Origin of the sequence: Pseudomonas sp. 1D4, from assembly GCF_001728925.1 — a bacterium.
GTDB classification, from domain to species: Bacteria; Pseudomonadota; Gammaproteobacteria; order Pseudomonadales; family Pseudomonadaceae; genus Metapseudomonas; species Metapseudomonas otitidis.
The window spans coordinates 26,595-43,200 of sequence record NZ_LXJQ01000051.1 but is presented as its reverse complement, the minus strand read 5'-3'; the positions used below and the strand labels follow the sequence as shown (position 1 = coordinate 43,200).

The following is a 16,606-nucleotide window of genomic DNA, read 5'->3' as shown; positions in this document are numbered from 1 at the left end:
TGGCGGTGGCCGACCTCAACCTGGTGGCGGTGGAGGTGGCGGCCGACCCCGGCACCCGCGCGTTGCCGGTCACCTGCGGCCTGCCCGACGACGCCTACCGCCACGATGGCCAGCTCACCAAGCGCGATGTCCGCGCCGTTACCCTGGCCCGTCTGGCGCCGCGCCCCGGCGAGCTGCTGTGGGACGTGGGCGCCGGCTGCGGCTCCATCGGCATCGAATGGATGCGCGCCCATCCGGCGTGCCGTGCCCTGGCCATCGAGGCCAACGCCGGGCGCCAGGCGCACATCCAGCACAACCGCGACGCCCTCGGCGTGCCCGGCTTGCAGTTGGTGGCCGGCGAAGCCCCGGCCGCGCTGGAGGGCCTGCCGGCGCCGGATGCCATCTTCATCGGCGGCGGCGTCACCGACCCCGGCGTGCTGGCGCAGTGCTGGGCGCGGCTCAAGCCGGGCGGTCGCCTGGTGGCCAACGCCGTGACCCTGCAGAGCGAGGCGACCCTGGTGGCCTTCCGCGCCGAGCACGGCGGCAGCCTGACCCGCATTGCCGTCGCCCAGGCGCAGCCGCTGGGGGACTTCGACACCTGGCGCTCGGCCCTGCCCATCACCCTGCTGGAAGCATTCAAGCCATGAGCCGCCTCCTGCTGCTGGGCGGCGTGACCGAGGCCCTGGCCCTGGCCCGTCGCCTCGGCCCCACCCATGTCTACAGCCTCGCCGGTCTCGGCAAGGTGCCCCAGGACCTGGCCTGCCAGGTGCGCGTGGGCGGCTTCGGCGGGGCGGACGGGCTGGCGCAGTACCTTCGCGAGGAAGGCATCGACCTGCTGCTGGACGCCACCCACCCCTATGCCGCGCAGATCAGCCACAACGCCGCCCGCGCCGCCGAACTGGCCGGGGTGCCCTGCTGGGCGCTGCGCCGCCCCGGCTGGCAGGCCGGCCCCGGTGACGATTGGCGCGAGGTGGACGACTGGGCCGGCCTGATGGCCGCGCTGGCGCCGTTCCGCCGACCCTTCTTCACCCTCGGCCGCGAGCCGTTGGAGCACCTGCACAGCGTGCCCGAGCACCAGCACTGGACGGTGCGCTGCCTGCAGGGGCAGGCGCCCGGCGAGCGCTTCGAGGTGATCGGCTCGCGCGGGCCATTCCATCTGGACGAGGAGCGTGCGCTGTTCGAGCGCCTCGGCACCGACGTGCTGATCAGCAAGAACAGCGGCAGCCAGTCCACCGAGCCCAAGTTGCAGGTGGCCCGCGAGCGCGGCCTGCCGGTGCTCATTCTCAAGCGCCCGGCATTGCCGCCGGTGACCCGCGAATTCGACTCGGTCGAGGCCCTCTGGCAGGCCCTCGGCCCCTACCTGGACACACCATGACCGCCACTGTTTACGCCCGCGTGCTGTTCGCCGGGCCCGACCTCGCCGAGGGCGTCTTCGCCGAGCTGTTCCGCCGCCAACTGGTCGCCCTGCGGGGCGAGGCCGCGTTGGCCGATGTGATCGACACCGGCGCCGGCCTCGACGCCCTGCGCGAGGCCGTACAGGCCAGCCCGCGCCCGCTGCTGGTGATCGACCTCGACCCGCAGAGCACGCCGCCGCACCTGGACTGGCTGCGCAGCGAACTCGGCCAGTACCCGGCCCCGGAGCAACTGTTCATCGCCAGCCTGCTGGGCCAGTACGACAGCGACCCGGCCGGCGCCGCCTGCGCCCTGGTGGCGCGTACCGAACTGCACCTGGCCTGCGCCGAGGTGCCGGCGTTGCCGGAGAGCCACGCCTGGTCCTGCATTCCGCCCCATGCCCGGCGCCTGCTGCTGTGCAACGGCCCGCGCTGCACCCGCCGGGGCGCGCTGCCGCTGTGGAAAAAGCTGCGGGAGACCCTCAAGGCCGCCGGCAAGCTGGAATGCGCAGGCGGCGTGCACATCACCCGTACCCAGTGCCAATACCCCTGCGACCTCGGCCCCACCGCCAGCCTCTACCCCGAAGGCGAGTGGTACCGCCTGGAGAGCGAAGAGCAGGTGCTGCGCTGGGTGCAGGCGCGCATCGTCGAAGAGCGGGCGGTGCCGGAATTGTTGATGAAGGGGTGAGTGCCTGCGCACGCGCTCATGGAGGTAAACCCATGCCTGTCCTGTATGACCCTCGGGCTCCGAAGAAACCTGTCTGCTTCGGCGTCAACGGCGACCTCCTGGGAAAAGCCCGAGCGCTCGGCATCAACCTGTCTGCGACCTTGGAGCAGGCCCTGGTCGAGGTTTTGCGGGCGCGCCAGCGTGAGGCTTGGCTGGCGGAAAACGGCGAGGCCATTGCGGCCTACAACCAGCACGTGGAAAACGATGGCGTCTTCAGTGACGGGTTGAGGCGCTTCTGATGCAGGCAGTTCCCGCTCAGCGCACGAACCCGCGCGCCGTCAGCGGGGCCGAGAGCATCAGCACCCCGAGGATCACGAAGGCCGTCACCAGTCCCAGCCCCTGGGCGACGAAGCCCACCAGTGCCGGCCCACCCCGCCCCGCCAGCACACCGGCCACCGGCATCGACAGCATCGAGCCGACACCCAGGCACAGCAGCAACAGCCCCAGCATCGCTTCGCCGATGCCCGGGCGCGCCTTCGCATAGGGCACCAGCGGCGCCCAGCAGGCCATACCGAAACCGGAGACGAAGAACGCCAGGCGCGTGGCCAGACGGGTGGCAGGGCTGTCGGCACAGGGCACGGCGTGGGTCATGGGCGCTTCCGAACGGGAAAAAGGGGTGGACCCTAACACGGGCACGCGCGCCTTGTGGCTCCACCAGGCGGTTGATGGACGAGGTCGTGTGGTCGTGAGTGGGGCTCGCGTGGGGTGCATGGCGCTTTTCCATCCACCCGTTCTGGGCACTCCGGCTTTGGGGGTAAACCCGATCCCGGGATGAAGACCGTGCAACGAAAGGTGGATCGATGGAGCGCGATCCACCCTACGGGGCGTGAGGGTGCGTAGGGGGGATGGCGCTCTTTCCATCCACCAATTCCGGGCACATGGCCTTGGGGATAACCCCGGTCCTGGGATGAGGTCCGTGCAACGAAAGGTGGATCGATGGAGCGCGATCCACCCTACGGGGTGTGAGGGTGCGTAGGGGGGATGGCGCTCTTTCCATCCACCAGTTCCGGGCACATGGCCTTGGGGATAACCCCGGTCCCGGGCTGAAGCCCGGGCTACGAGTTGGTGGGCTGAAGCCCACCCTACGGGCGGTGTCTCAATCCGTGTACCCCTGATGGATCAATCCGCCAGCGCCTGGTACTCGGCTTCGAGGAGGGTGGCGAGCTGGCGGGCGCGGCCGAGGCGGATGGGGCCGGATTCGATGTCCACCAGCAGGGTGGTGCAGCCCAGGGGGTGCAGGGCTGGCAGGTCCTTGAGGCGGCCGTCGGTGAGGATCAGCACGCGCTGCTCTTCGCCGGGCCGTTGCCGCTGGCGTGTGGCGAGCCAGCGCGCGGCCTGGGCCAGGGCGTCGGGCAGGGGCGTGCCGCCGCCGGCTCCGAGGCCCTGCAGCCAGGGCTGCAGGCGGGCGTCGGCCTTGCGGCCCTGCCAATGCCACTGGGCCTGACGACCGCTGGCGGCGAGCACGGCGAGGCGTGCGCGTGCGCGGTAGGCGTCATCGAAGAGCTGGGCCAGCAGCCCCTTGGCACGGGACAGGGCGCCGTGGCGGCGGGTGGAGGCGGAGGCGTCGACGATCACCAGCCAGAGCTGTTCCGGTGCGCGGCTGCGGGGTGTACGGATGAGATCCTCGGCCCGGCGCGGGCGGCCGCGCAGCAGGGTCGGCAGCCAGGCGATGGCGCCCTCCTGGCCGGGGCTGCGGGCGCCGCTGCGGCCTTGGCCGAGGCGCCCTGGCCGGGGCTTGGCACCCGTCCCCTTGGCGTGGCGCGGGCGGGTGCTCAGGGCTTTTTTGGCCAGGCGGGCAGGGCCCTGCGTTCCCCGGTGGGTGTGGGTTGGGCGGGCAGTTCGCCCCATTGGCCTTCGCCGCTGGCGTCCTGCTGGGGGCGAGGGGGCTGGCCAGGCGCTTCGCGGGGTGGCTGTGCGGCCGGCGGCGCTGCGTGGTGGCGACGGTGGGCGAGGGCGAAGTGCTCCACGGCGTCGATGTCCTCGGGGGCGATGGCGGTCGCGCCGCGCCAGGCGGTGTGGGCGCGGGCGGCGCGCAGCCAGACCAGGTCGGCGCGCAGGCCGTCGACACCGGCGTCGAAGCAGCGCTGGGCGATGGCGTCCAGGGCGTGGTCGTCCAGCGGGATGGCGGCGAGGCGTTCGCGGGCGTCCTGGCAGCGGTGGGCCAGGGTCTGCTGGTCAGCGCTCCAGCGGGCGATGAAGGCGGCCGGGTCGGCGTCGAAGGCCAGGCGACGGCGGATGATCTCGGCGCGTTCGGCCGGAGCCGGGGCGTGGTCGAGGCTGACCTTGAGGCCGAAGCGGTCCAGCAGTTGCGGGCGCAGTTCGCCTTCTTCGGGGTTCATGGTGCCGATCAGCACGAAGCGCGCCGGGTGGGCGTGGGACAGGCCGTCCCGCTCGACGCGGTTGGTGCCGCTGGCGGCGACGTCCAGCAGCAGGTCCACCAGGTGGTCCGGCAGCAGGTTCACTTCGTCCACGTAGAGCACGCCCTCGTGGGCGCGGGCCAGCAGGCCGGGGGAGAAGCGCGCGCGGCCTTCGCCGAGGGCGGCGTCCAGGTCCAGGGTGCCGACGATGCGGTCCTCGCTGGCGCCCAGGGGCAGGGTGACGAAGATGCCGCGCGGCAGCAGGTCGGCGATGCCCCGGGCCAGGGTGGACTTGGCCATGCCGCGCGGGCCTTCGATCAGCACGCCGCCGATGGCGGGGTCGATGGCGGCGAGGTAGAGCGCGAGCTTCAACGTGTCGGCGCCGACCACGGCGCTGAGGGGATAGTGGCCAGGTTCGGACATGGGGGGTTCCTGCTCAGAGATGCCGCGCATGGTAGCGAAAGGCCGATGCAGCCGATAGAAATCCGTGATTGAACGGCGCCTCGGGATGCAGTAGGTTAGCCAGCATTCGCTTTGGAGATCGTCATGTCGCACCGTCCGTCCACTTCGCTCATCGCTGCTCCGGCCCTGGCCGTGGCAGGCGCGCGCGTGGCCGCTGCGACCGGCTATTTCTACGGGTATTGGTTTAGCCACGGGCTGACCTGATACCCATCAGGCGGCCCACTCCAGCAGGGTCGCCGCCAAAGCTCCACGAAACCCCCGGTCGGCAACCCGACCGGGGGTTTTTGTTTTCCGACGGTCCACAAGACCACCACGACGTTACCGAGGATCGCACCATGATCAGTTACCGCACCCATCGCTATTACCGCACCGACTGGCGATTTAGCCGCTCCACCCGCACCCCCACACCGACAAGTCGAACACCCAGTTAGTGCGCCGCGCGCGGATCTGCCGCGCCGGCCGAGGAACCCAGCCATGAATTCGTCCGTTTCCGCCCTGTCCACCGCCGCCCAGCCCCTGCACGTCGTTGCCCTGGATGCGCCGGCATCGTCCACCCGCACCACCCGCCCCCTGCCCACCCCCGCCGAGCTGCGCCGCCGCTTGCCGCTGTCCGTCGAACTGGCCCGCCAGATCCAGGCCCAGCGCGAAGCCGTGCGCGCCGTGCTGGATGGCGAGGATTCGCGCCTGCTGGTGGTGGTCGGCCCCTGCTCGATCCACGACCCGGAGGCCGCTCTGGACTACGCCCGCCGCCTGGCGGCCCTGGCCCCGCTGGTGAGCGACCAGTTGCTGCTGGTGATGCGTGCCTACGTCGAGAAGCCGCGCACCACCGTCGGCTGGAAGGGCCTGGTGTACGACCCGCACCTGGACGGCAGCGGCGACATGGCCGAGGGCCTGGCCCTGAGCCGCCGGCTGATGCTGGAGATCGCCGGGCTCGGCCTGCCGGTGGCCACCGAGCTGCTGCAGCCGCTGGTGGCCGGCTACCTGGACGACGCCCTGAGCTGGGCGGCCATCGGCGCGCGTACCAGCGAGTCGCAGATCCACCGCGAGATGGTCAGCGGCCTGGACCTGCCGGTGGGCTTCAAGAACGGCACCGACGGCAGCCTCGGCATCGCCACCGATGCCATGCGCTCGGCTGCCCACGCCCACCAGCACTTCGGCCTCGATGCCCAGGGTCGCCCGGCGCTGGTGGAAACCGCCGGCAACCCGGACACCCACTTGGTGCTGCGCGGTGGCCACAAAGGCCCGAACCATGATGCCGCCAGCGTGCAGGCGGCCCGCGAAGGGCTGGAGAAACTGGGGATCGCGCCGCGCATTCTGGTGGACTGCAGCCACGCCAACAGTGGCAAGGACCCGCTGCGCCAGCCGGCGGTGCTGGCGGACGTGATCGACCAGCGCCTGGCCGGCCAGGACGCCCTGCGCGGGGTGATGATCGAGAGTCATCTGTTCGACGGTGCCCAGTCGCTGTCGTGCGAGCTGCGCTACGGCGTGTCCATCACCGATGGCTGCCTGGGCTGGGAGGGGACGCAGCGGATGCTGCTGGAGGCGGCCGCGCGCCTGCGCGGTTGAACCGAGCCGGGCGCACCGCGAGGGTGCGCCCGTGACGCGGAGGTGCGGGGGTCAGACCTTGCGCACGAACTCCGACTTGAGCTTCATGGCGCCGATGCCGTCGATCTTGCAATCGATGTCGTGGTCGCCGTCCACCAGGCGGATGCCCTTCACCTTGGTGCCCACTTTCACCACCAGGGACGACCCCTTGACCTTCAGGTCCTTGATCACGGTGATGGTGTCGCCGTCCTGCAGCACATTGCCGACCGAATCCTTGATCACGCGGCCTTCTTCAGCGACGGCTTCGCTGGCCTCGGCGGACCATTCGTAGGCGCATTCGGGGCAGATCAGCAGCGCGCCGTCTTCGTAGGTGTATTCGGAATTGCACTTGGGGCAGGGTGGCAGGTTGCTCACGGGGTACTCACTGTGTGGCACGAAAAAGGCCGCATAGTGTATAGGGTTTTAGCCGCGGATTGGCGGTGGCTGTGGTGGCCGGGGGTTGTATCGGTTTGCTGACACGCTTTACCAAGTGGGCATAAGCCGTGGCATCGCGGTTGATAAGGTTTTCGCAGGGCGCGCGACTGCTCTTGCGTACAGGGATGTGGCGCGACCTCAACCGCGGGGCATGAGACCCCGTATCGCCACGGCCACCCGATGCTGCAGTTCTGCTGGGCCGCCTCGCGGTGGTGGAGGCCGCCAGGCCGTGAACAAGGTGATGTCGGCCAACCTCGCGTTTCCCGAACCGTTCCAGCAGCGCGCCTGCCTGTTCGTTCATGTGCCCAAGTGCGCCGGCAGCAGCGTTTGCGTCAGCCTGTTCGATGGCTGGTACCCCGGCCACCTGCCGCTGTACGGGTACGAGCGGCAGTTCCCGGAGCAGTGCGCCGCGGGCTTCAAGCTCACCTTCGTGCGTGACCCGCTGGAGCGGGTCTGCTCGTGCGGGGCAACCCGCCGCCGCCCGCTATGCCGGGGCTCAGCGCCTGGTGCAGAGCTTTCGCGACTTCGACGAGTTCGTCGCCCGCGGGCTGCACCTGGACAATCTCCACCGCCAGCTACACTTTGCGCCGCAGACTGATTTCCTGGTCGATTCGCTCGGGCAACTGGCCGTGGATTTGATTGGCCGCCAGGAAAACATGGCGCATGATTTCCACCGTCTCTGCCAGTGGCCCGGGGTTCAGGCCGACCTGCCCCGTGCCAACGTCTCATGCGAGCGCCAGGCGGCGCCGGTGAGGCAGTTCTGTACCGCTCGAACCCGCCGCCTGGTGCGACGGGCCTATCAACGCGACTACGAGATGCTCGGCTATGCCCAGTCCTGATTCCTCCGCCGTACCGGCGTGGATCCGCCCCTACAACCTGGCCCTGTCCAAGTCCGCGCGCGCTGCGATCAAGCATCAGCGCCCCTGCTGCATCTGGCTGACCGGCCTTTCCGGCGCCGGCAAGTCGACCCTGGCCAACGCCCTGGAAATGGAGCTGAATGCCCGTGGCCTGCACACCTTCGTGCTGGACGGCGACAACGTGCGCAACGGGCTCTGCCGTGACCTGGGCATGGACGATGCCTCGCGCCGCGAGAACATCCGCCGCATCGCCGAGGTGGCCCGGCTGATGGTGGATGCCGGGCTGGTGGTGATCGTCTCCGCCATCTCGCCGTTCCGCGCCGACCGCGAGGCGGCGCGGGCGCTGTTCCAGTTGGGCGAGTTCCACTGCGTGTACGTCAGCACCTCCTTCGAGGCCTGTGCCCGGCGCGACCCGAAGGGCCTGTACAAGGCCGCGCAGGAAGGGCGCATCCGCAACTTCACCGGGCTCGACAGCCCCTACGAGCCGCCGCTGGACGCCGAATGCGTGATCGACACCGAGGAGGTGGAGGTGCCGCAGGCGCTGGAGCTACTGGTGGACCTGGCGCTGGGGCGTTAGGCGCTCGGTCGTTCCTGGCGGGGCCGTTTGGTCTCGCCGGCCATCTCGCTCCATGGGGCGCTGTTCGGCGCCACCCAGCCTGTGCTTCCAGCTACCCAGCCGCTCAATACACCTGCACCGGTTCGGCCAGGTTCAGCACGCCGCTGTCGTTGAAACGCACGGTGCCCCAGAACCCGCCGCCGAGCTTGCCGCGCACGCTGTAGGGGATGCCGGCGCGGGTGTTGCGGCTGGTGGTGGCGCCCCAGGCCTGGCGCAGGGCGGAGAAGGCCGAGATGGTCACCGGCACGCTCACCACGGTTTCGCTGAAGCGGGGGATTTCCCCGGCCTGATCGGAGACGCCGCTGGCCAGCGGCTGGTTGTTGATGTCCAGGTCCAGGGCGATGCCGTTGTAGCGGATGGGCGTGTCGTTGGGGTTCTGCACCCGCAGCTTCACCACGAAGCGCATCTCCAGCCCCTGGCCGGGGACCGGCTCCATGCCCACCAGGTCGATGCGCACCGGGTCCCGTGGGGCCAGGTTGGCGCAGCCCGAGAGCGCCAGCAGGAGCAGGGTGCAGAGCAACACGTGGAGGGGGTGGCGGATCGTGTGCATCGGGGCGGTCCATCGATAACGGGAGCTGTGTGTACAGACCGGTCGTGCTGCCGATCATTCCCCACCGGCTGCCAGGCGCAGCGCGGTGCAACGCCGCGACCCGCCGGGATGCCGTGCCCCAGGGCCGACGGCTGCGGGCTGACCGCCGGTCGGAAAATCCCCCTGAACTCCTGTCTCCGCTGCGCCGTCCATTGCCTTGCCAAGGAACTAGAGCGAGCCGAGCCATGATCCGCTACCTGGGCCTGAAGGGCGTCACAGCGCGCACCCTGCTGGTCAGCACCGTCAAAGCGTTCATCGACGATGAGCTGCCGACCTATGCCTCGGCGCTGGCCTTCCAGATGTTCTTTTCCCTGTTCCCGTTCCTGCTGTTGCTGATCGCGCTGATCGGCTTCCTGCACCTGCCGACCTTCTTCGATTGGTTGCAGACCCAGGCGGCGCTGGTGCTCCCGGTGGAGGCGATGGACCTGGTGCGCCCGGCCATCGAGCAGTTGCAGACGCAGAAGCCCGGGCTGTTCTCCCTGGGGGCGGTGGTGGCGCTGTGGTCCGCCTCGTCGGCGGTGCGTTCGAGCATGGATGCGATGAATCGGGTCTACGACGTGGTGGAGAGCCGCCCGGCCTGGAAGCGCATTCCGCTCTCGGTGCTCTACACCCTGGGGGTGGCGGCCTTCCTGCTGGCGGCGGCGGGCTTGATGATCACCGGGCCGCAGGCCATGGGCTGGCTGGCGCAGCGGGTGGGCATCGAGGAGGCGGTGGTGATGCTGTGGAACTGGCTGCGCATTCCGGCCGCGATCCTGTTGATGATGGCGGTGGTGGCGACCCTCTATTACCTGCTGCCGGACGTGAAGCAGGCGTTCCGCTTCATCACCCCCGGTTCGGTGCTGGCGGTGCTGGCCTGGCTGCTGGCCTCGTTCGGCTTCAGCTACTACGCCCAGCACTTCGCCACCTATAACGCCATGTACGGCAGCATCGGCGCCATCATCCTCCTTCTGCTGTACCTCTACCTGTCGGCGGCGGTGCTGCTGCTGGGGGCGGAGCTGAACGCGGTGATCGAGCACCACTCCCGCGAGGGCAAGAACCCCGGCGAACGCCGGCCGGGGGAAGACGGCAGCGTGGCGCAGGGCTGAGCCGTCACTGTTCCTCGATGTCCAGCAGCAGGTCTTCGAGGGCCTCGCGGTAATCCCCCGGTTCTTCCCACAGGCCGCGTTGCTGGGCTTCCAGCAGGCGTTCGGTGATGTCACGCAGGGACTCGGGGTTGTGCTGCTGGAGGAAGGCGCGGGTGTCGGCATCCAGCAGGTAGGCGTCGGCCAGCAGGGCGTACTGGTGGTCGTCCACCAGTTGGGTGGTGGCGTCGAAGGCGAACAGGTAATCCACCGTGGCGGCCAGTTCGAAGGCGCCCTTGTAGCCGTGGCGCTTCATGCCGGCGATCCACTTGGGATTGGCGGCGCGGGCACGCACCACCCGGCCCAGTTCCTCCCGCAGGGTGCGGATGCGCGGCAGGTCCGGCTGGCTGTGGTCGCCGTGGTAGCTGGCGACCGTCTGGCCGCGCAGGGTCTCGGCGGTGGCGAGCATGCCGCCCTGGAACTGGTAGTAGTCGTTGGAATCGAGGATGTCGTGTTCGCGGTTGTCCTGGTTCTGCAGCACCGCCTGCAGTCCTTCCAGGCGCTCGCCGAAGCGTTGCCGGGCCGGGGTGCCGGCATCGCTGGCGCCGTAGGCGTAGCCGCCCCAGTTGAGGTAGGCCTCGGCCAGGTCGGTGCGGGTTTCCCAGGTGCGGGCTTCGATCACCCCTTGCACGCCCGCGCCGTAGGCGCCGGGCTGGGCGCCGAACACCCGCCAGCCGGCTTCGCGGCGTGCGGCCTCGGCAGGCAGGCCTTCGCCCTCCAGGCGGGCGCGGTCCTGGCGCACGCGGGCGGCGAGGGGGTTGAGGTCGTCGGGCTCGTCCAGCTCGGCCACGGCCTGCACGGCGGCGTCGAACAGGCGGATGAGGTTGGCGAAGGCGTCGCGGAAGAAGCCCGAGACCCGCAGCGTCACGTCCACGCGCGGGCGGTCCAGCAACGACAGCGGGAGGATCTCGAAGTCCTCCACGCGCTGGCTGCCGGCCTGCCACACCGGGCGCACGCCCAGCAGGGCCATGGCCTGGGCGATGTCGTCGCCGCCGGTGCGCATGGTGGCGGTGCCCCAGACGGACAGGCCGAGCTGGCGCAGGTGGTCGCCTTCGTCTTGCAGGTGGCGCTCCAGCAGCAGGCTGGCGGACTGGAAGCCCAGGCGCCAGGCGGTGGGCGTGGGCAGGTTGCGCACGTCCACGGTGAAGAAATTGCGCCCGGTGGGCAGTACGTCGAGGCGCCCGCGGCTGGGGGCGCCGCTGGGGCCGGGGGGCACGAAGCGCCCGTCGAGGGCGGCCAGCACGCCGCCGATTTCCGCCGCGCCACAGGCGTCCAGGGCGGGGGCGATGTACCGGCGCAGGGTATCGAGCACCGCGTCGCTGGCGGGGCCGATGGCTTCGGCGGCCGGGTTGGCGATCAGCTGGCGGGCCAGCAGTTCCAGGCGCTCGCGGGTGTCGCCGTTGCTGCGCCAGGGCGCGTCGCTGATGCCGTCGAGCACAGCAGGGCGCGGGCCTTCCCAGGGTTCGGCCCAGGCCAGGTCGAGCGGGTCGCGGTCGAGCGCCAGGTCGCGGGCGAGGGCGCGCAGCAGGCTGGCGTTGCCGCCCTTGCCGTCGGCGCGGGGGATGCGCACCAGGGACAGCAGGGTGTCGTCGCGCAGGCCCGCCACGGGGGATTCGCCGAACACGTGCAGGCCATCGCGGATCTGCGATTCCTTGAGGTCGCAGAGGTAGGCGTCGAGCTGCGGCAGCCAGCTGTCGGCGTCGTCGTTGAGGCTGAGCCCCAGCTCGCGGTCGAGGGCGGTGGCCCTGACCAGTTCGAGGATTTCGCCGCGCAGTTGCACGGCCCGGCGCGGATCGAGCAGGGAGGCGTCGTAGTACTCGTCGGCCAGGCGCTCGAGGTCGCGCAGCGGGCCGTAGGTTTCGGCGCGGGTCAGCGGCGGCATCAGGTGGTCGATGATCACCGCCTGGGCACGGCGCTTGGCCTGGGCGCCTTCGCCGGGGTCGTTGACGATGAAGGGGTAGATGTTCGGCAGCGGCCCCATCACCGCATCCGGCCAGCATTCGGCGGACAGGCCGACGCCCTTGCCGGGCAGCCATTCGAGGTTGCCGTGCTTGCCGACGTGAACCAGCGCGTCGGCGCCGAACACTTCGCGCAGCCAGAAGTAGAACGCCAGGTAGCCGTGGGGCGGCACCAGCGACGGGTCGTGGTAGATGGCCGCCGGGTCGAGTTGGTAGCCCCGCGCCGGCTGGATGCCGACGAAGGCGAGGCCGAAGCGCAGGCCGGCGATCATCATCCGTCCGCTGCGGAACATCGGGTCCTGCTGCGGCTCGCCCCAACGCTCGCGCACGGCCTGCTGGTTGGCCTGGGGCAGGCGGGCGAAGCAGGCGAGGTAGTCGTCCAGGGCCAGGCTCTGGGCGCAGGGGCGGGCGTCGAGGTTGTCGAGGTCGTTGCTGACGCCGCCCAGCAGGCTGTGGATAAGCGCCGTGCCGCTCTCCGGCAGGCCGGCCACGGGGTAACCCTGGGCTTCCAGGGCGCGGAGGATGTTCAGCGCGCCGGCCGGGGTGTCCAGGCCCACGCCGTTGCCGATGCGGCCGTCACGGGTGGGGTAGTTGGCGAGGATCAGCGCCACGCGCTTGTCGGCGTTGCTCTTGCGTGCCAGCAGCAGCCAGCGCCGCGCCAGTTCGGCGACGAAGTCCATGCGCTCGACATGGGGCAGGTAGCAGACCACGTCGCTCTGGCTGCGCTCGCTGCGCCAGGCCAGGCCCTTGAAGCTGATGGCGCGGGTGATGAGGCGGCCGTCCAGTTCCGGCAGGGCGACGTGCATGGCCAGGTCACGGGGGCCCAGGCCCTGGGCGTTGGCCTCCCACTGGGGCTGGTTGTCCAGGCTGCAGATGGCCTGGAACACCGGTACATCGCGGCGGAACGGGCGCAGGCTGGGGGTCTCCGGCGAGGACTGGGCGAAGCCGGTGGTGTTGATGATCAGCTCGACGCCGGCCTCGTCCAGCCAGTCTTCGAGGGTGGCCAGGCAGGCGGCCTCCTTGAGGCTGGCCACGGCGATGGGCAGCGGGTTGAGGCCCTGGGCGGCGAGGCGTTCGCAGAAGGTGTCGAGGAAGCCGGTGTTCGCCGCCTGCAGGTGGGTGCGGTAGAACACCAGCGCCACCACTGGCTGGTCGGGTTGCCAGTCGGCGCGCCAGTGGGCGAGCCCGGCGTTGGGCTGGCGCGGGTGGTAGACCGCGACGCGGGGCAGCGCCCTGGGCTCCTCCCAGGGCATCGCGTGGCCCAGGCAGCGGCTGGCGAGGCAGGCGAACAACTGCCGGGCATTGTCCAGCCCGCCCTGGCGCAGGTAGTGCCAGTAGCGCTCGGCGTCTTCTGCGGGAACGGTGCAGAGCCGCGCCAGCTCGGGGTCGGGGCGGTCGTCGCCGGGCACCAGGATCAGCGTGGCGCCGCGTTCGGCCAGCGCCACCAGTTGCTCGATGCCGTAGCGCCAGTAGCCGACGCCGCCGTGTACGGAGATGAGGATGACCTTGGCGTGCTGCAGCACCTCGTCGACGTAGAGGTCCACCGAGGCGTGGTTCTGCAGTTGCATGGGGTTGGCCAGGCGCAGGCTCGGGTAGTCCTCCGGCAGCGCGCGGGCGGCTTCGGCCAGCAGCGCCAGGTGCGAGTCGCCGCTGCACAGGATCACCAGCTCGGCGGGCGTCTGGGCCAGGTGGGCGATGCCGTCGTCGGGGACGAAGCCGCCGGGCTGGGTGCGCAAGAGGTGCATGGCTCGGGCCTCGGCTCGGTGGAGCGGCGCCTCTCCCGGGGGAGAGGCGCCGGTTCGGCGGTTACGCCAGGGCGGTGCGCAGTTCGTTGGCGATGGTGGCCTGGTCCAGCTCCTGGCCGATCACCACCAGGCGGGTGGCGCGGGGTTCGTCGCTGCGCCAGGCGCGGTCGAAGTGCTTGTCGAAGCGCTTGCCGACGCCCTGCACCAGCAGGCGCATGGGCTTGCCGGTGACGGCGACGAAGCCCTTGATGCGCAGGATGGCGTGGCGCTCCACCAGTTGGCCGAGGGCCGCGAGCAGGGCGCGCTCGTCCACTTCCGGGAGGTCGACGTGGAAGGAGTCGAACTCGTCGTGGTCGTGGTCCTCGTGTTCTTCGTGATCGTGGTGGGTGGGGCGGCTGTCGATGTGCAGCTCGGCTTCGGCATTCAGGCCCAGCAGCACGTCCAGCGGCAGCTTGCCGGAGGCGGCCTCGACCACCTTCACCGCCGGCGGCAGTTCTTCGCTGACTTCGGCGCGCACGGCGGCCAGGGTGTCGGCATCCAGCAGGTCGGTCTTGTTGAGGATCACCAGGTCGGCGCTGGCCAACTGGTCTTCGAAGAGTTCGTGCAGGGGCGATTCGTGGTCGAGGTTCGGGTCCTGCTTGCGCTGCTCGTCCACCTGGTCGGGGAAGGCGGCGAAGGTGCCGGCGGCCACGGCGGGGCTGTCGACCACGGTGATCACCGCGTCCACGGTGCAGGCGTTGCGGATCTCGGGCCACTGGAAGGCCTGCACCAGGGGCTTGGGCAGGGCCAGGCCGGAGGTCTCGATGAGGATCTGGTCGAGGTCGCCACGGCGGGCCACCAGCTCGCGCATGACCGGGAAGAACTCTTCCTGCACGGTGCAGCACAGGCAGCCGTTGGCCAGTTCGAAGACGCGGCCCACGGCCTCTTCTTCGCTGCAGCCGATGCTGCATTGCTTGAGGATGTCGCCGTCGATGCCCAGTTCGCCGAATTCGTTGACGATCACCGCGATGCGGCGACCCTGGGCGTTGTCCAGCATGTGGCGGAGGAGGGTGGTCTTACCGGCACCGAGGAAGCCGGTGACGATGGTGACGGGGAGCTTGGCCAGGGTTTTCATGCGCGCCTCTCAGGTGCTCTGTGGCGGGCATGACGAATGCAGCGGGCCGGGCCCACTGGAGGTATTCGCCACCGGATCACCCCGCCCGGTTGTCTGGAAATTCGCCGAGGCAGGTCTCCTGGCTCGCAGCCTGGCGCGGGGCGCCGCCGGGTCCGCCTTCCCGCCCGTGGGCAGTGGCTGTGGACAGGGCATCAGCTGCTTACAGTTGCGGGGGCAGCCGTGGCTTGGACCACGTTCCCTCTTAGCTCCAGCGCTCGCTGGAGAACCTCGAAAGGACGGAAGGCTACGCAGGGCCCGGGCGGCGGTCAATCGCGTTGGTTGACGCCTCGTCGGGCCCGTGCTGTCCTTGCGCGGATTTTTCCCGCCCGGTCACCTGCCACGCCATGAACCCCGCTGCTCCTTCCCTGACGCCGCCTTCGCTGGTGGCCGGTTTCGGCTGCCGCCAGGGCTGCACGGCGGCGGAGCTGGGGGCCTTGCTGGATGCCTGCCTGGCCGAGGCCGGGATGCCGCCAGCGCGCCTGGCGGCGTTGGCGACCCGCGAGGACCGCGCCCTGGAGCCGGGCCTGCAGGCGCTGGCGGCGGAGCGCAACCTGCCGTTGCAGGGCGTTTCCCCCGCGGCGCTGAACGCCCTGGAGGCGCGCCTGAGCCAGCCGTCCGAGCGGGTCCGCGCCCTGGCCGGCAGTGCGGGGGTGGCCGAGGCGGCGGCACTGGCGCTGGCCGATCGGCTGGGGCAGGGGCCTTCGCACCTGCTGCTCGATAAACGCCGCAGTGCCCGCGCGACCTGCGCGCTGGCCTGCATCCACCTGGAGGCTGAACGGCCATGACGGTCTATTTCATTGGCGCCGGTCCGGGCGATCCGGAACTCATCACGGTAAAGGGGCAGCGGCTGATCCGCCGTTGCCCGGTGATCCTCTATGCCGGTTCGCTGGTGCCGGAGGCAGTGCTGGAGGGGCACCAGGCGCAGCAGGTGGTGAACACCGCCGAGCTGCACCTGGAGCAGATCGTTGCGCTGCTGGCCGAGGCCCATGCCCGGGGCCAGGACGTGGCGCGGGTGCATTCGGGCGATCCGTCGCTGTATGGCGCCATCGGCGAGCAGATCCGCCACCTGCGCGAGCGCGGCATTCCCTACGAGATCGTGCCGGGCGTCACCGCCACGGCGGCCTGCGCGGCACTGCTGGGCTGCGAGCTGACGCTGCCGGAGGTGTCGCAGACGCTGATCCTCACCCGCCACGCGAGCAAGACGCGGATGCCCGAGGGCGAGTCCCTGGGGGACCTGGCCCGTCACCGGGCGACCCTGGCGATCCACCTGGGGGTGAGCCGGATGGAGGCGATCGTCGCCGAACTGTTGCCGCACTACGGGCCGGCCTGCCCGGTGGCGGTGATCCACCGCGCCAGTTGGCCGGACCAGGCCCAGGTCACCGGCACCCTTGCCGACATCGCCGAGAAGGTGCGGGCTGCGGACTTCCGCCGGACGGCGCTGATCCTGGTGGGGGAGGTGCTGGCGGCCGAGGGCTTTGCCGACTCGTCGCTGTACCGCGCCGGGCATGCGCACCTGTACCGGCCGGGCGAGTGACGGCGGAGCCGAGCGAGCATCGCTTCATATCGCTGGGTGTTGACGGTGGCTTTCTCGGCTGTGCTCGCCCTGCGAGCCCGCTCCACCTGGGCTTTTCG

At 70.4% G+C, this 16,606-nt stretch carries 15 protein-coding genes, 2 pseudogenes and 1 riboswitch; of the genes and pseudogenes, 10 read left to right on the top strand and 7 right to left on the bottom strand.

Annotated features, from left to right (window positions below):
• The 4 genes from cbiT to A7D27_RS21815 form a co-directional block, all read left to right on the top strand.
• Positions 1-626, top strand: a 626-nt coding sequence (cbiT, locus tag A7D27_RS21830; protein ID WP_069566071.1) for a precorrin-6Y C5,15-methyltransferase (decarboxylating) subunit CbiT, incomplete at its 5' end; no start/stop codon positions are given.
• The gene (locus A7D27_RS21825) at positions 623-1,354 is read left to right on the top strand and encodes a cobalt-precorrin-6A reductase (protein ID WP_069566068.1); all 732 of its coding nucleotides are present in this window, start codon (positions 623-625) and stop codon (positions 1,352-1,354) included. The genes cbiT and A7D27_RS21825, both read left to right, overlap by 4 nt.
• Positions 1,351-2,058: a ferredoxin gene (locus tag A7D27_RS21820; RefSeq protein WP_069566067.1), complete on the top strand. Its 708-nt coding sequence runs from the start codon at positions 1,351-1,353 to the stop codon at positions 2,056-2,058. Before A7D27_RS21825 ends, A7D27_RS21820 begins: the two co-directional genes overlap by 4 nt.
• A 32-nt stretch (positions 2,059-2,090) precedes the next feature.
• A complete protein-coding gene (locus A7D27_RS21815; RefSeq protein WP_069566066.1) occupies positions 2,091-2,336 on the top strand; it encodes a type II toxin-antitoxin system CcdA family antitoxin in 246 nt (81 codons plus the stop codon).
• A gap of 127 nt (positions 2,337-2,463) precedes the next feature.
• Here the strand turns inward: A7D27_RS21815 and A7D27_RS21810 are convergent.
• The 3 genes and pseudogenes from A7D27_RS21810 to A7D27_RS21800 all read right to left on the bottom strand — a co-directional run.
• Positions 2,464-2,688 (bottom strand): annotated as a pseudogene (locus A7D27_RS21810) (MFS transporter); the annotation flags it as partial.
• Positions 2,689-3,216: 528 nt separating this feature from the next.
• Positions 3,217-3,945 (bottom strand): VWA domain-containing protein, encoded by a 729-nt coding sequence (locus tag A7D27_RS21805; protein WP_083265734.1) that lies wholly within the window; start codon positions 3,943-3,945, stop codon positions 3,217-3,219.
• Complete coding sequence (locus A7D27_RS21800) at positions 3,870-4,877, bottom strand: ATP-binding protein (RefSeq protein ID WP_069566064.1); 1,008 nt, start codon at positions 4,875-4,877, stop codon at positions 3,870-3,872. The genes A7D27_RS21805 and A7D27_RS21800 overlap by 76 nt, the downstream gene beginning before the upstream one ends.
• A 513-nt stretch (positions 4,878-5,390) precedes the next feature.
• On the opposite strand from A7D27_RS21800, the gene A7D27_RS21795 reads away from it, so the two are divergent.
• Entirely contained in the window at positions 5,391-6,482 is a 1,092-nt protein-coding gene (locus tag A7D27_RS21795; protein WP_069566063.1) for a 3-deoxy-7-phosphoheptulonate synthase, read from the top strand.
• A gap of 51 nt (positions 6,483-6,533) precedes the next feature.
• On the opposite strand, the gene A7D27_RS21790 is transcribed toward A7D27_RS21795, so the two are convergent.
• On the bottom strand, positions 6,534-6,875 hold the full coding sequence (locus A7D27_RS21790) for a zinc ribbon domain-containing protein YjdM (protein WP_069561537.1): 342 nt from the start codon (positions 6,873-6,875) through the stop codon (positions 6,534-6,536).
• Between the two features lie 251 nt (positions 6,876-7,126).
• On the opposite strand from A7D27_RS21790, the pseudogene A7D27_RS21785 reads away from it, so the two are divergent.
• A pseudogene (locus tag A7D27_RS21785) lies at positions 7,127-7,774 on the top strand (sulfotransferase family 2 domain-containing protein).
• Positions 7,761-8,369, top strand: coding sequence for an adenylyl-sulfate kinase (gene cysC, locus A7D27_RS21780; protein ID WP_044402573.1), 609 nt, complete (start codon positions 7,761-7,763; stop codon positions 8,367-8,369). Before A7D27_RS21785 ends, cysC begins: the two are co-directional and overlap by 14 nt.
• Before the next feature lie 103 nt (positions 8,370-8,472).
• Here the strand turns inward: cysC and A7D27_RS21775 are convergent, their stop codons facing one another.
• Complete coding sequence (locus tag A7D27_RS21775) at positions 8,473-8,949, bottom strand: LEA type 2 family protein (RefSeq protein WP_240920493.1); 477 nt, start codon at positions 8,947-8,949, stop codon at positions 8,473-8,475.
• Between the two features lie 233 nt (positions 8,950-9,182).
• Here A7D27_RS21775 and A7D27_RS21770 point away from each other — a divergent pair, with 233 nt between their 5' ends.
• The gene (locus A7D27_RS21770; RefSeq protein ID WP_083265733.1) at positions 9,183-10,082 is read left to right on the top strand and encodes a YihY/virulence factor BrkB family protein; all 900 of its coding nucleotides are present in this window, start codon (positions 9,183-9,185) and stop codon (positions 10,080-10,082) included.
• A 4-nt stretch (positions 10,083-10,086) separates the two neighbouring features.
• On the opposite strand, the gene cobN is transcribed toward A7D27_RS21770, so the two are convergent.
• Both cobN and cobW read right to left on the bottom strand, forming a co-directional pair.
• Complete coding sequence (gene cobN, locus A7D27_RS21765) at positions 10,087-13,821, bottom strand: cobaltochelatase subunit CobN (protein ID WP_069566061.1); 3,735 nt, start codon at positions 13,819-13,821, stop codon at positions 10,087-10,089.
• Between the two features lie 61 nt (positions 13,822-13,882).
• Positions 13,883-14,935 carry a cobalamin biosynthesis protein CobW gene (cobW, locus tag A7D27_RS21760; protein WP_069566060.1) on the bottom strand — a complete coding sequence of 351 codons (1,053 nt, stop codon included), beginning with the start codon at positions 14,933-14,935 and terminating at the stop codon, positions 13,883-13,885.
• A 90-nt stretch (positions 14,936-15,025) separates the two neighbouring features.
• Positions 15,026-15,220: riboswitch (cobalamin riboswitch) on the bottom strand.
• Positions 15,221-15,318: 98 nt separating this feature from the next.
• On the opposite strand from cobW, the gene A7D27_RS21755 reads away from it, so the two are divergent.
• The gene (locus A7D27_RS21755) at positions 15,319-15,759 is read left to right on the top strand and encodes a cobalamin biosynthesis protein (RefSeq protein ID WP_069566059.1); all 441 of its coding nucleotides are present in this window, start codon (positions 15,319-15,321) and stop codon (positions 15,757-15,759) included.
• Positions 15,756-16,508, top strand: coding sequence for a precorrin-4 C(11)-methyltransferase (gene cobM, locus A7D27_RS21750; RefSeq protein WP_069566058.1), 753 nt, complete (start codon positions 15,756-15,758; stop codon positions 16,506-16,508). Before A7D27_RS21755 ends, cobM begins: the two co-directional genes overlap by 4 nt.
• The last annotated feature ends 98 nt before the right edge of the window (positions 16,509-16,606 follow it).

Excerpts from the sequence above, each read along its gene's own strand:
- A7D27_RS21825 (WP_069566068.1), top strand. The coding sequence starts at position 623 with ATGAGCCGCCTCCTGCTGCTGGGCGGCGTGACCGAGGCCCTGGCCCTG.
- A7D27_RS21820 (WP_069566067.1), top strand. The coding sequence starts at position 1,351 with ATGACCGCCACTGTTTACGCCCGCGTGCTGTTCGCCGGGCCCGACCTC.
- A7D27_RS21815 (WP_069566066.1), top strand. The coding sequence starts at position 2,091 with ATGCCTGTCCTGTATGACCCTCGGGCTCCGAAGAAACCTGTCTGCTTC.
- A7D27_RS21805 (WP_083265734.1), bottom strand. The coding sequence starts at position 3,945 with ATGGGGCGAACTGCCCGCCCAACCCACACCCACCGGGGAACGCAGGGC.
- A7D27_RS21800 (WP_069566064.1), bottom strand. The coding sequence starts at position 4,877 with ATGTCCGAACCTGGCCACTATCCCCTCAGCGCCGTGGTCGGCGCCGAC.
- A7D27_RS21795 (WP_069566063.1), top strand. The coding sequence starts at position 5,391 with ATGAATTCGTCCGTTTCCGCCCTGTCCACCGCCGCCCAGCCCCTGCAC.
- cysC (WP_044402573.1), top strand. The coding sequence starts at position 7,761 with ATGCCCAGTCCTGATTCCTCCGCCGTACCGGCGTGGATCCGCCCCTAC.
- A7D27_RS21770 (WP_083265733.1), top strand. The coding sequence starts at position 9,183 with ATGATCCGCTACCTGGGCCTGAAGGGCGTCACAGCGCGCACCCTGCTG.
- cobN (WP_069566061.1), bottom strand. The coding sequence starts at position 13,821 with ATGCACCTCTTGCGCACCCAGCCCGGCGGCTTCGTCCCCGACGACGGC.
- cobW (WP_069566060.1), bottom strand. The coding sequence starts at position 14,935 with ATGAAAACCCTGGCCAAGCTCCCCGTCACCATCGTCACCGGCTTCCTC.
- A7D27_RS21755 (WP_069566059.1), top strand. The coding sequence starts at position 15,319 with ATGAACCCCGCTGCTCCTTCCCTGACGCCGCCTTCGCTGGTGGCCGGT.
- cobM (WP_069566058.1), top strand. The coding sequence starts at position 15,756 with ATGACGGTCTATTTCATTGGCGCCGGTCCGGGCGATCCGGAACTCATC.